This is a genomic window from Bacillus sp. FSL E2-0195, from assembly GCF_038003645.1.
GTDB classification, from domain to species: Bacteria; Bacillota; Bacilli; order Bacillales; family Bacillaceae_G; genus Bacillus_A; species Bacillus_A mycoides.
This window is the reverse complement of the sequence record NZ_JBBOPN010000001.1, coordinates 3,489,875-3,501,847: the sequence shown is the minus strand read 5'-3', so window position 1 is coordinate 3,501,847 and position 11,973 is coordinate 3,489,875. Positions and strand designations below refer to the sequence as shown.

The following is an 11,973-nucleotide window of genomic DNA, read 5'->3' as shown; positions in this document are numbered from 1 at the left end:
GACTAGTTTTCTACTTTTTGAGGAACATAAGCATTACTACCAGGTTTTGCTTTTATTTCATTCCAAGCAGCGATAGCATCAGCTTTTGATTTCCCTTTGTTATTTGGATCTTCGAAAAAGTCGCGAGTGAAACGATTGTATTCAAACTGCGCGCTGATAGTTGTTTTGTATGTAGGATCTTTTTTTTCGTTCGTTTTCTTCATACCAAAACGTTATCGCGTCTTCATATGTTTTTCCAACATTCTCTTTTAAAAATTTTTGAAGAGCTACTGTAAAGCGGAAGTTCGCTCCGATTTTTTCTTTGAAAAAAGCACGAACATCTTCGCTACAGCGGTGATTGTTAGTAATAATCGTTTGAAGAGAAAGTTCTTTATAAGAGAGGGAAGCTTTACTCACCTTTTGACTAGAGCTGTTTTTTAATATTTTACCAGTATGTAAATAATGTGAGATACGCTCGGTTATTTCAATCTTAGAGCCACTAGCTGACAAACCATGCTCACGACAAAATGTTTGCAGTTCTGCTTTTAACCAATAAAAGTTTTGGAAATCTTCAAGTGATATAGACTTTGTTAAAGGTGGACGCATAGATGTAACAACTTCTTTCTTCCATAATTTTCTTTAATTATAAAACATACGTTCTTTTTGTGGAAGGATTAATTTGTAAATATAACGGGAAGAGGAGATTACATATGGAAAGTGTAATGCAAGTTCGTGTTACGGGAATTTTAATTGAAGATGAAAAAGTATTGCTAGTAAAGCAAAAAGTTGCTAATCGCAATTGGTCTTTACCTGGGGGAAGGGTAGAGAATGGTGAAACGTTAGAAGAAGCGATGATTCGAGAAATGAGAGAAGAAACAGAATTAGAAGTTAAAATTAAGAAGCTACTCTATGTTTGTGATAAACCAGATGCTAGTCCATCTTTATTACATATTACGTTTCTGCTTGAAAGGATTGAAGGTGAAATTACGCTACCTTCTAATGAATTTGATCTTAATCCAATTCATGATGTACAAATGGTAGTGATTAAAGACTTAAGTCATTATGGTTTTTCGGAAACTTTTATAACTCTTATAAGTGAAGGTTTTGCAAGTGCAGGGAGTTATCAAGGCTTGAAACAAAATATAGGCCTGTAAATAATTGAAGGATAGCCGTTAGCTACCCTTCATAAACATGTTTTACACTGCTGACTGTAAAGAAGAAACAAGTTGATTTAAAAACTCATCTCTACTCATAATTGCTTTCCCACCGCCACGAGCACTCTTTTTATTTCCTCCGCCTTTTCCTTCAATAGAAGGGAGGGCATCTTTTAAAAGAGCATTCATATCGAGTGTCACTGCTTTACCACAAGCAAGAATACATTGTAATTTGTCCTCATTTTCAATAACGAAGTATGTAATTGCGTGTTCTTGTTGTTCTGTAATAATGGCAGCTAGTTTTGCGACTTCTTGCATAGAGCGATTTGTAAATGCTCGAGAGATAAGTGTTCCAGCATGTATTTCTTCCGATTGTTGTAATAGTTCATTTGCTTCTACAAATAATAGTTTTTCATTCATTGCTTGTATTGCCTTTTCGTTTTCTTTTTGAGAGGTAAGAAGTTGTGCTACTTTTGCTGGAATATCAGTTTCGCTACTGTTCAATTGCTTAGAAACATCGGTTAATATTTGTTGATGTTGTCCCATTAATTTAAGAGAACGCCAACCAGCTATAAATGTTAAGCGTATACCACCTTTATTGCGCTCCCATCCTAGTACTTGAATAGGACCTACTTCACCAGTGTGTTTCGGATGCGTTCCGCCACAGCCGTTGTAATCATAATTTGCGATAATAACAACGCGTATATTTTCTGTCATAGTTGGTTCTTTGCGAAGGGGTAATGCTTTGGCCTCTTCTAAGTTCATCCATTTAATACGAATAGGGTGGTTTTCAAAAACAATTTGATTAGCAATTTGTGCGGCCTTCTCAACAGTTTCTGTAGAAAGATTGGCAGTTTCTAAATCAATGGTTATAGTTTCTTTTCCAAGATGGAACCCGATCGTCGGTATGTTAAAGTGATCCCAAAAAGCAGCGGATAAAATGTGCTGAGCCGTATGTTGTTGCATATGGTCAAAACGGCGCTCCCAATCTATTTTACCCTCTACTTCTTCTGTATGTAATTGTTCTATTATGAAATGACGAATTTCTCCATTTACTTCTTCAACGTTACTTACCGGAATACCATTTAAAGTTCCAGTGTCATGTGGTTGTCCGCCGCCTGTTGGATAAAATGCAGTTTCATTTAAGACAACATATAAGTTTCCTTCTGTATCATGCTCTTGTTTTATAACTTTAGTAGTAAAGTCTTTCTTATAAGCGTCGATGTAATATAATTTTTTCTCCAATTTTCTTTCCCCTTTCGTGTTAGTTAGTTTCATTGTAAAGCAATTGAAATTAGTTTCCTAATATTTCAGAAGAAAGAAACTTTTTTTAGAATTTTCTTGCTATAATAAGAAGAAAATGCGGGGGGAATGAAAATGCCATATGAAAACGGCGTAGATAAGTTGCTTAGTTTAAGCAGAAATATTTCCGAATTATATCGAGAATTAAATGAGATGACCCGGATTTTAACGGATTGTAATCGAGAAAGTGTGAAATTTGATCGGTTATATGTAAAGGAGTTACTTTGGAAAAAAGAAGATGTCATAGAGAAGTATGAACAATTACTCGTCCAGCTTTGTATTAATGAATGCTTTGATTTAAAAAGTGTAATTACTGGCGAATATAAGTATACATATGAAGAAGTAGAAAGCATTGTTTTAGAATTTAATGAAAAGTATAATGTAGCTATTTTGATTAAAGATGTTTGTAAAGAACTACAGTTTACATACGGAATTGATATGGAAATAACGAGAACAGCTCGGGTATAAACATCTCAAGTATAGAAAAAGGAAAAAGAAAGCAGATCCTTTGCTTTCTTTTTTTATGTAAGAAAAGGGAGAGTAGGTTTAAAGATGAAGGGGAAGTTACAAAATATTCATCCACTTGGAATGAGTATCATTATAGGGACATTATTTGCTAGGTTTGCAACTTCAATGAGCATTCCTTTTTTAGCGATTTATTTAACGACTGTTAAAGACGTATCGGCTGGAATGACCGGTGCTATCATTGGAACGAGTGCGCTTGTTGGAGTGTTAGCTAGTTTTATTGGAGGCAATTTATCGGATCGATTTGGTCGAAAGATGATTATAATATGGTCCATGATTGTTTGGGTGTTTGTATTTATAGGATTTTCAGTTGCAGATCATGTTTTGAGTTTCTTTCTATTAAACGCTTTGAATGGATTATGTCGTTCTTTTTTTGAACCGACATCAAGAGCTTTATTATCAGATTTAACGAAACCAGAGTATCGTTTACTCGTATATAATTTGCGTTACGGTGCAATAAATGTTGGAGTAGCGATGGGTCCACTTGTTGGATTACAGATTGGAAGTGCAAAATCAACGATTCCTTTTTTAGTAGCCGCTGGAGTGTACATTTTATATACAGTTATATTAGCGTTTCAATTTAAGAAATATCCACTTGATAAAAAGAAAGTAACTACAGAAAATCCGGTCACAATGTTAAGTGCGGTTCGGATTTTGCGAAAAGACATAGTATTTTTAGTTGCTTTAGTCGGAATCATTTTGAGTAATAGTGGTTTTTCACATTTAACGACGACACTATCTCAATATTTTGCAAACGCACATATATTTCAAGATGGAGTAAAGTTGTTCTCATATATGCTAACTTTAAATGCGGTTACAGTAGTAGTTATTCAATACCCTGTTATTCAAATGTGTAAAAAGTATACGCCGTTAGCATCTATTATGGTTGGAACGTTATTTGTGAGCGGGGGATTGTTTGGATTTGGACTAGTAGAATCTATGTTAGGGGCTGCTATATGTACAATTATTTTTACATTCGGAGAAGTATTAATGTTTTCAATGACAGATGTATTTATTGATGAGATAGCTGTTTCGCATTTGAAAGGGACATATTTTGGAGCTATGGGCTTTTCGGGAATTGGAGTAGTAATTGGTCCTTGGTTTGGCGGGATACTTCTCGATCATTATGGATATCAAAATGGCTTTATTGTATTTTTTATATTAGCTGTTTTTTCAACCACTGCATTTCCAGTCCTATTAGTTACAAAAAGCTTAATGAAAAAAAGATATATTAGAAATTCTAAAATAGAAATACATGCGAAATAACATAAGCCCCAGCAAACTAAAAGGTTGCTGGGGCTTATGTTTGTATTTATATTAATCGTTAATTCGAAAAAAGACTTTCTCTTCATGCGTGTTGGCAACTTCATTTTTGGAAATATGAATGGCTAAATATCCATTCTCTAAGCAGGCTAGCATCTTCTTATAAATAATATTAGCAGGTAAAGGAATTATCCGCTGTAAAGAATTATTTTTATGAAGTATGCAAATGTTTAGGCCTGTCTCCATCTTTTTAATGAGTACATCTTGTTCAGTTACATTTAGTACATCTGTTTCCAAAATGTATTCTTGTTCTGTTTCACAAAGGTCAATATGAATTTGATTTGGAAAACTAAAGTTACTATAAGAATCGGAACAAAATTGATCCATCCATTCTTCGAAACCATCAACATGAAAAAGACAATCCTTCTTTTTCTTGCCCATGAAAGACACCCTCCGTAAAATCTCAATTCATACTATGTTATGCATGAATGAAATAGAGGTGAAGAACAAATAGAAAAATATAAACATTTTATGTGAAAGATACAGTGTGTGTGAATACTTTTGCTTTACATATCATGATGTGCATGATTTTTTTGACGTGAATGATTACGGTTTTTAACTTTATGAGATCCACTTAAAGGCTCGGGCTGTCCAGAAGATTGCCCTTTTTTCTCGTTTTGACGATTAGACTGATTATTGTTTTTACCCATTGTATTTTACACCTCCTCTCCCTATTTAGAATGAGAGAAGTTTGCGAATTTATACGAGAATGTTTTTTGAGAAATGGGTAAAGATAAGTAGGACTAACTCATATAGGAAGGGGAAAGTGTTATGCCATATCATAAAGATAAGCAACAGGCTTTTCAGGCCGCGCAGCAAGGGGTTGTTCAAGCGGAAAATATATTCAATAATATTGTGAAAAATGACCCGAATTACGGCCATGATTTAAAAGAGTTACGCCAAGAAGTGCAAGAGGCGTACGAACAGATTCAAAATGCACTTGAAGTAGCATCAGAAACGCAGCGTCCACAACTTGAGCAATATGAAAGTAATCTCCAAAATATTATGCGAAATGTAGATCAAATAGAAAAGTGAAAAAGGTTGTTGTGAATTCAACAACCTCATTACTTTTAGTGCTACTATGCTGAAACGAAAAATTATTCTATCAATTTTTTCTTTAATTTGTGCAGTACATATATTTCAAGTGGACAAAGTGGAAGCTAAAATGTTGTTAAGAAAAGAGCTAGAGCCAACTGGCTATGTAACATGGGAAGTGCCAAATAATGAAAAAATTATCGCAATTACATTTGATGATGGACCGGACCCAACTTATACACCGCAAGTATTAGAGTTATTACGTCAATATAAAGCGGAAGCGACTTTTTTTATGATTGGCTTTCGAGTTCAGCGTAATCCGTACTTAGTAAAGCAAGTGTTGAAAGAAGGGCATGAAATCGGAAATCATACGATGAATCATTTGTATGCGAGTAATTCATCAGATGAAAAATTAGAACATGATATTTTAAATGGAAAGAAATATTTTGAAAAATGGGTGAAAGAACCTTTATTGTTCCGTCCGCCAGGTGGATATATTAATGATGCTGTATTTACTACGGCAAAAAAAGCTGGGTATCAAATTGTTCTATGGTCATGGCATCAAGACCCTCGTGATTGGGCGAATCCGGGTACAGAATCCATAGTAAATCATGTTGTGAAAAATGCTAAAAGTGGAGATATTGTACTGTTGCACGATGGAGGAAGTGATCGTAGTCAAACAGTGGCGGCATTAGCAAAAATTTTACCTGAACTGAAAAAGCAGGGTTATCGATTTGTAACAGTTTCGGAGTTGTTACGTTATAAACATTAGAGAAAATCCCAAAAGGTATACCTTTTGGGATTTTTCGTTACTGATTCTTTTTTCGTTTCTTATTATTTTGTCGCTCTGCCGGAGTTAAAGGTTCATTTGCGAACTCTTCATTATAGCCAGTTCCTTGCCCTTGGGCGGATGCAGCATTCATTCCTGAAATAATATGATTGGCTTTTCTTTTACCCATTTTTCTCACCTCTATAATGTTTTTTATAGACGAACCATGAGTCGTTCATAGCATATATGAACGTAAAGTAAAACACTGAAAGAGTGCTTTACTTTATAGTAATAGTATTAATAAAGAGCATGGACACTATTCAAATTTAGAAAGATAAAGAAAACTTATGATAATCCATAAGTTTCTTATTATTTACTTATTTAGAAAGTTGTAATAAGATATTATCGTAAGGTATTGAAAAGTTTGTCTACATTTTATATTCAGACAAATTAGTCACGTTTAACAGGGGGGAAACATAATGGTCAAACATAATCCATTTCAATCACGTGCAACTTTTGAACTAGATGGAAAGACGTATCATTATTATCAATTGAAAGCGCTTGAAAACGCAGGGGTTGGCAACATATCTCAATTACCATATTCCGTGAAAGTTTTACTTGAATCTGTACTTCGTCAAGTAGACGGACGCGTAATTACAGAAGAACATGTTACAAATTTAGCGAAATGGGGAACGAAAGATGTTCAAGATATCGATGTTCCGTTTAAACCATCTCGCGTAATCTTACAAGACTTCACAGGTGTTCCAGCTGTTGTAGATTTGGCTTCGCTTCGTAAAGCAATGGCAGATATGGGCGGAGATCCTGATAAAATTAATCCAGAAATTACTGTAGACCTTGTAATTGACCACTCTGTACAGGTTGATAGAGCGGGTACAGCGGACTCGCTTGCATTCAACATGGACTTAGAGTTTAAACGTAATGAAGAACGTTATAAATTTTTAAGCTGGGCACAGAAATCATTTGATAACTACCGTGCAGTTCCACCAGCAACAGGTATTGTACACCAAGTAAATCTTGAATATTTAGCACCGGTTGTTCATGCGGTGAAAAATGCTGAAGGTGACTTAGTTGCATACCCAGATTCATTAGTTGGAACTGACTCACATACAACAATGATTAATGGTATTGGTGTTCTTGGATGGGGCGTTGGTGGTATTGAAGCAGAAGCAGGAATGCTTGGACAGCCTTCATATTTCCCAGTACCTGAAGTAATCGGTGTGAAATTAACTGGTACACTTCCAAGTGGTACAACAGCAACTGACGTTGCATTAAAAGTAACACAAGTGTTACGTCAAAAAGGTGTAGTTGGTAAATTTGTTGAGTTCTTCGGTAATGGACTAAAGAGCATGCCTTTAGCTGACCGTGCAACAATTTCAAATATGGCACCAGAATACGGTGCAACTTGTGGATTCTTCCCAATCGACGATATTTCATTAGAATACTTACGTTTAACAGGTAGAGATGAAGAGCAAATTCGCGTTGTTGAAGAATATTGTAAAGCAAATGGCTTATTCTATACAGCAGACAGTAAAGATCCAATTTATACTGATCTTGTTGAAATTGATTTAAATACAATCGAATCTAATCTTTCTGGACCGAAACGTCCGCAAGATTTAATCCCACTTTCAAATATGAAAGAGGAGTTCCATAAAGCTGTTGTAGCACCAGTTGGAACACAAGGGCTTGGATTCAATGAGCAAGAGTTTGATAAAGAAGTGAAAGTTACATTGAAAGATCAAGAAGTAACGATGAAAACAGGTGGAATTGCAATCGCTGCAATTACAAGCTGTACAAATACGTCAAATCCGTACGTGTTAATTGGAGCAGGGTTAGTTGCGAAGAAAGCAATTGAAAAAGGACTTAAAGTACCTGGTTACGTAAAAACATCGTTAGCACCAGGATCTAAAGTTGTTACAGAGTACTTAGATAAGTCTGGTTTAACAACGTATTTAGATCAATTAGGTTTCCAAACAGTTGGTTACGGCTGTACGACTTGTATCGGTAACTCTGGTCCATTAGCAGAGGAATTAGAAGAAGCAATCGCAGCAAATGATTTATTAGTAACATCTGTTTTATCTGGTAACCGTAACTTTGAAGGTCGTATTCACCCACTTGTAAAGGCAAACTACTTAGCATCACCACCACTTGTTGTGGCATATGCACTTGCAGGTACTGTTGATATTGACCTGAAAAATGATGAAATCGGTAAAGATGTAAATGGTAATGCTGTTTACTTTAATGATATTTGGCCATCAGCTAAAGAAATTGAAGATGTAGTTCAAAGTGTTGTTACATCTGAATTGTTCAAAAAAGAATATGCACAAGTATTTAACAGCAATGAGCGCTGGAATGAAATCCAAACTTCAAATGAAGCTTTATATACTTGGGATAATGATTCAACATACATTCAAAACCCACCGTTCTTCGAAGGATTATCTAAAGAGCCAGGTGAAGTTGAAACGTTATCAGGTTTACGCATAGTTGGTAAATTTGGTGATTCTGTAACGACAGACCACATTTCACCAGCAGGTTCAATTGGTAAGCACACGCCAGCTGGACGTTATTTACTAGAAAACGGCGTACAACCAGTCGACTTTAACTCTTACGGTTCTCGTCGTGGTAACCATGAAGTTATGATGCGTGGTACATTTGCAAACATCCGTATTAAAAACCAAATCGCACCAGGAACAGAAGGCGGATATACAACATATTGGCCAACTGGTGAAGTAACATCTATCTATGATGCTGCGATGAAATATAAAGAAGATAGCACAGGCCTTCTAGTTGTTGCTGGTAAAGACTACGGTATGGGAAGTTCTCGTGACTGGGCTGCGAAAGGTACAAACTTATTAGGTATTAAAGCAGTAATCGCAGAAAGCTTCGAGCGTATTCACCGCAGTAACTTAGTATTAATGGGCGTATTACCATTACAATTTAAAGATGGCGACAGTGCTGAAACATTAGGTCTTGTTGGTGACGAGTCATTTGAAATTCAAATTGACAAAACGGTTAGACCACGCGATCTTGTAAAAGTAGTTGCAATCGATGCAGAAGGAAAAGAGAAGCAATTTGAAGTAGTAGCTCGTTTCGATAGTGAAGTTGAAATTGACTACTACCGTCACGGTGGTATCTTGCAAATGGTTCTTCGTTCGAAAATCGAAGAGTCTAAAGTGTCAAACTAAATAATTGAAATGAATGATAAGGAAGCTAACATTTGTTAGCTTCCTTACTTTATGTACAGAGGGAAAGGGATGAAACCATTTGGTTTCATCCCTTTCCTTTTATTATGCAAAATTGGGGGAATGACAATGAATGAGTATAGAAGAATAATGTTGCCGCTGTTGCAAGAAAAGCTATTGCTAATTAGTGCGATTTGTAGCGGAATAGTAGCTGCCATTTTAAATTTATCCCGTCCGCTATTTATGGGGCTAATTGTAGATAACATTATTCAGCGGGAGTTAAAAGGTACGTATGTATATATTGCTTTGTTTACGGGGAGTCGATTTTTGATGTGGGTGAACAATCTGTTATTTGATTATGTAAGCTCAAAAGTAAGTCAGCGAATATTACGAGAGAAGCGTATAGATGTATTACGTCATTTTTTCTTATTACCGTTTGAAGAAAGTGAGAAGGTAAAACAAGGGGAGTTAGAAACATTAGTCGTTTCTAATATTCCGAATTGGGTAAGGTTATATGGATCTATATTAATAGAATACATCCACGCCATTGCACAATTTATTGGTGCGTTCATAGCTCTACAACATATCGATGTACAGTTCATATGGTGGATAACCCCGTTTTTATTTTTAAGTGCAATTGTTCCAATGCTTATGGGGGGAAAAGTAAGAAATATTGCAAGTATTGCTCAAAAAAATCAATCAAGTGTTGTAGAGATGATGTCACAGTTTGTAAAAGGTATACAAGATTTACGTAGCTTACAAAAAGAAAAATGGGCAATTCATTTGTTTAAAGGAGTGACGGCACAATCTTATAAAACAGAAGTAAGGAAGACGATGATACAACATTGTATTGGGATAGTTGGAACGGTAATAGAAACAGGAGCATATATAGTTGTTCTTATTATAGGAGCAAAAAAAATAATAAAAGGGGATATGGAAGTCGGTTCGCTTGTGGCGGTATTAGCTACAATTGAGATGTTATTTTTTCCTGTTCGTTATGCAAGTGATTTATTAATGATGACACAAGTTGCTATTGCTTCGGCAAATCGAGTTTTTTGTTTTTTAAATATAGGAGCTGAATTCAGAAATGTAGAGAGAGCGATGGGAATGAGATTAACAAATGTTTCATTTCAAGAGAACGTCGAAGAGAGATGTAGAATTAAAAATATTCATTTGCAAATTAATCCTGGTGAACTCGTCATTATTGTAGGAGAAAGTGGTGCAGGAAAAACAACGCTTTTAAAATTAATAACGGGTGTGTATAAACCATCTAACGGTAGCATTGTTTATTATGGGTAATGGGGCTCGTATGACTACAGTGTGGCAAGAACCTCGTTTCTTTCGGACGACAATAAAAGAGAATATGTATTTCGGTGAAGAGTATTTAGAAAACCAGTTAGCAAAAAATATTGAACTTGTAAATGTGAAGCCGATTATTAGGGATTTACCTGAAGGGATTCAAACTGTACTACATAAAAGCGGTGAAGAGTTTTCGGGAGGAGAGAGAAAACGTCTTGCGTTATTGCGAGCGATTGTATCAAATCCGAATCTTATTATTTTAGATGAACCGACTGCGGGATTAGATCCGAGCAATCAAGAAGTGGTTTGGAATATGCTTAAAGGGCTAGGGGGGAATGTAACGAGAATTGTGACGACACATGATGTAGAGAATGCGATGATAGCGGATCGGGTGGTTGTTATGAATAATGGGAGTATTGTGGAATGCGGGGATCCTAGAGAATTATTAACGTGTAAGTCATTGTTTAAAGAGATGCTAATAAAAAGATAAGAGCTATATAGCGCTCTTATCTTTATTCACTCTTATTAAGTTGATACGTATAAGACTCAGTATCGTTAGTGCTAAACTCTTTGACTAGAGTAAGTTGATTTGTATCCGGATTATACTTGAAAATCTTGACTATACGTTCGCTACTTAGTGTTGGATTATATTCTTGAATAGCAAATGTATTTTCAGCAATCTGTGTCATATTACTGGTGGAAATATTTTCTATGGAATCATGATTTGTAGAAATTTCAACGACTCGTTCACCGTTGAAAAATAAAAGAACGATTACTAAAATAACTAAACATATGCGTATATAGCGAAGTTCTTTACTAATAGGGTGTTCTCCCAAAACAATCATCCTTTCTGTAACTATTGTATAGTAGTGGTGGTAGTCATCGTGAAGAAACTAAGAATACCGAGACCAGCTAAAAGGATAAATGAGATTAAAGCGATATAGAGACAAATACGTCCCACTTGCTTTTTTTCAGGATCTTTACTGAAGAGCGAGATGATCCAAGTGATAATCCCGATTGGTGAAAATATAAAACTAAGAATATATAATAGTATTTTTTCAAATAAATTCATAAAAATCCCCCTTTTTGAAAGCTCTACATGTGCAGTTTTCTTCGTATTAGCGCTGCTGTTATGTAGGAAAGTACAGAATAAACAGCACTATAAACAATCCAAGCGTCTAAGTTTTGTAAAGCTAGGTGTATATTAAATTTAGAGACGATAATGAAAAATATAAGTGGAACAGTAAAAGAAATAATAATTGCAGCCCATTTGAATTTGTATAGTAAGGTGCTAAAAAAAATACATAGTAATGGTAAAGTGAAAAAAACAAAAGTGAAAGGGTTGATAAGTAATTGTAAAATACATATCACCTCGCAAATTTTGTAT

12 protein-coding genes and 2 pseudogenes are annotated in these 11,973 nt (G+C 35.3%); 7 read left to right on the top strand and 7 right to left on the bottom strand.

The genetic code is table 11. The features are described from left to right. Window positions 1-2: 2 nt before the first annotated feature. Window positions 3-585: pseudogene (locus MHH59_RS17995) on the bottom strand (DUF6434 domain-containing protein). A gap of 104 nt (window positions 586-689) precedes the next feature. Here MHH59_RS17995 and MHH59_RS17990 point away from each other — a divergent pair. Continuing rightward, complete coding sequence (locus MHH59_RS17990) at window positions 690-1,133, top strand: NUDIX hydrolase (protein ID WP_340852018.1); 444 nt, start codon at window positions 690-692, stop codon at window positions 1,131-1,133. 42 nt (window positions 1,134-1,175) lie between these two features. Here the strand turns inward: MHH59_RS17990 and MHH59_RS17985 are convergent, their stop codons facing one another. Next, window positions 1,176-2,378: an alanyl-tRNA editing protein gene (locus MHH59_RS17985; protein WP_148312556.1), complete on the bottom strand. Its 1,203-nt coding sequence runs from the start codon at window positions 2,376-2,378 to the stop codon at window positions 1,176-1,178. Between the two features lie 132 nt (window positions 2,379-2,510). Between MHH59_RS17985 and MHH59_RS17980 the strand changes: the two genes are divergently transcribed. Further along, complete coding sequence (locus MHH59_RS17980) at window positions 2,511-2,903, top strand: hypothetical protein (RefSeq protein ID WP_002137716.1); 393 nt, start codon at window positions 2,511-2,513, stop codon at window positions 2,901-2,903. A gap of 84 nt (window positions 2,904-2,987) precedes the next feature. Continuing rightward, window positions 2,988-4,226, top strand: a complete 1,239-nt coding sequence (locus tag MHH59_RS17975) for an MDR family MFS transporter (protein WP_340852014.1) — start codon at window positions 2,988-2,990, stop codon at window positions 4,224-4,226. A 51-nt stretch (window positions 4,227-4,277) separates the two neighbouring features. Here MHH59_RS17975 and MHH59_RS17970 read toward each other — a convergent pair whose 3' ends face one another. Next, the gene (locus tag MHH59_RS17970; protein WP_002066632.1) at window positions 4,278-4,664 is read right to left on the bottom strand and encodes an Hsp20/alpha crystallin family protein; all 387 of its coding nucleotides are present in this window, start codon (window positions 4,662-4,664) and stop codon (window positions 4,278-4,280) included. A gap of 125 nt (window positions 4,665-4,789) precedes the next feature. After that, complete coding sequence (locus MHH59_RS17965; RefSeq protein ID WP_002014281.1) at window positions 4,790-4,933, bottom strand: small acid-soluble spore protein P; 144 nt, start codon at window positions 4,931-4,933, stop codon at window positions 4,790-4,792. A gap of 121 nt (window positions 4,934-5,054) precedes the next feature. Here MHH59_RS17965 and MHH59_RS17960 point away from each other — a divergent pair, with 121 nt between their 5' ends. Both MHH59_RS17960 and pdaB read left to right on the top strand, forming a co-directional pair. Beyond that, a complete protein-coding gene (locus tag MHH59_RS17960; RefSeq protein ID WP_002014282.1) occupies window positions 5,055-5,318 on the top strand; it encodes a hypothetical protein in 264 nt (87 codons plus the stop codon). 46 nt (window positions 5,319-5,364) lie between these two features. Then, window positions 5,365-6,090, top strand: coding sequence for a polysaccharide deacetylase family sporulation protein PdaB (gene pdaB, locus MHH59_RS17955; RefSeq protein WP_002066634.1), 726 nt, complete (start codon window positions 5,365-5,367; stop codon window positions 6,088-6,090). Window positions 6,091-6,127: 37 nt separating this feature from the next. On the opposite strand, the gene sspO is transcribed toward pdaB, so the two are convergent. After that, window positions 6,128-6,277 (bottom strand): small acid-soluble spore protein O, encoded by a 150-nt coding sequence (gene sspO, locus MHH59_RS17950; protein ID WP_002033549.1) that lies wholly within the window; start codon window positions 6,275-6,277, stop codon window positions 6,128-6,130. A gap of 289 nt (window positions 6,278-6,566) precedes the next feature. Between sspO and acnA the strand changes: the two genes are divergently transcribed. Continuing rightward, window positions 6,567-9,290, top strand: a complete 2,724-nt coding sequence (acnA, locus tag MHH59_RS17945; RefSeq protein ID WP_340852013.1) for an aconitate hydratase AcnA — start codon at window positions 6,567-6,569, stop codon at window positions 9,288-9,290. 69 nt (window positions 9,291-9,359) lie between these two features. Then, a pseudogene (locus MHH59_RS17940) lies at window positions 9,360-11,076 on the top strand (ABC transporter ATP-binding protein). A 22-nt stretch (window positions 11,077-11,098) separates the two neighbouring features. On the opposite strand, the gene MHH59_RS17935 reads toward MHH59_RS17940, so the two are convergent. Beyond that, window positions 11,099-11,431, bottom strand: coding sequence for a YmzC family protein (locus MHH59_RS17935; protein WP_340852009.1), 333 nt, complete (start codon window positions 11,429-11,431; stop codon window positions 11,099-11,101). Between the two features lie 11 nt (window positions 11,432-11,442). Further along, window positions 11,443-11,658, bottom strand: a complete 216-nt coding sequence (locus MHH59_RS17930; RefSeq protein ID WP_002121369.1) for a hypothetical protein — start codon at window positions 11,656-11,658, stop codon at window positions 11,443-11,445. Between the last annotated feature and the right edge of the window lie 315 nt (window positions 11,659-11,973).

Excerpts from the sequence above, each read along its gene's own strand:
- MHH59_RS17960 (WP_002014282.1), top strand. The coding sequence starts at position 5,055 with ATGCCATATCATAAAGATAAGCAACAGGCTTTTCAGGCCGCGCAGCAA.
- pdaB (WP_002066634.1), top strand. The coding sequence starts at position 5,365 with ATGCTGAAACGAAAAATTATTCTATCAATTTTTTCTTTAATTTGTGCA.
- MHH59_RS17980 (WP_002137716.1), top strand. The coding sequence starts at position 2,511 with ATGCCATATGAAAACGGCGTAGATAAGTTGCTTAGTTTAAGCAGAAAT.
- MHH59_RS17970 (WP_002066632.1), bottom strand. The coding sequence starts at position 4,664 with ATGGGCAAGAAAAAGAAGGATTGTCTTTTTCATGTTGATGGTTTCGAA.
- sspO (WP_002033549.1), bottom strand. The coding sequence starts at position 6,277 with ATGGGTAAAAGAAAAGCCAATCATATTATTTCAGGAATGAATGCTGCA.
- acnA (WP_340852013.1), top strand. The coding sequence starts at position 6,567 with ATGGTCAAACATAATCCATTTCAATCACGTGCAACTTTTGAACTAGAT.
- MHH59_RS17965 (WP_002014281.1), bottom strand. The coding sequence starts at position 4,933 with ATGGGTAAAAACAATAATCAGTCTAATCGTCAAAACGAGAAAAAAGGG.
- MHH59_RS17935 (WP_340852009.1), bottom strand. The coding sequence starts at position 11,431 with ATGATTGTTTTGGGAGAACACCCTATTAGTAAAGAACTTCGCTATATA.
- MHH59_RS17975 (WP_340852014.1), top strand. The coding sequence starts at position 2,988 with ATGAAGGGGAAGTTACAAAATATTCATCCACTTGGAATGAGTATCATT.
- MHH59_RS17930 (WP_002121369.1), bottom strand. The coding sequence starts at position 11,658 with ATGAATTTATTTGAAAAAATACTATTATATATTCTTAGTTTTATATTT.
- MHH59_RS17990 (WP_340852018.1), top strand. The coding sequence starts at position 690 with ATGGAAAGTGTAATGCAAGTTCGTGTTACGGGAATTTTAATTGAAGAT.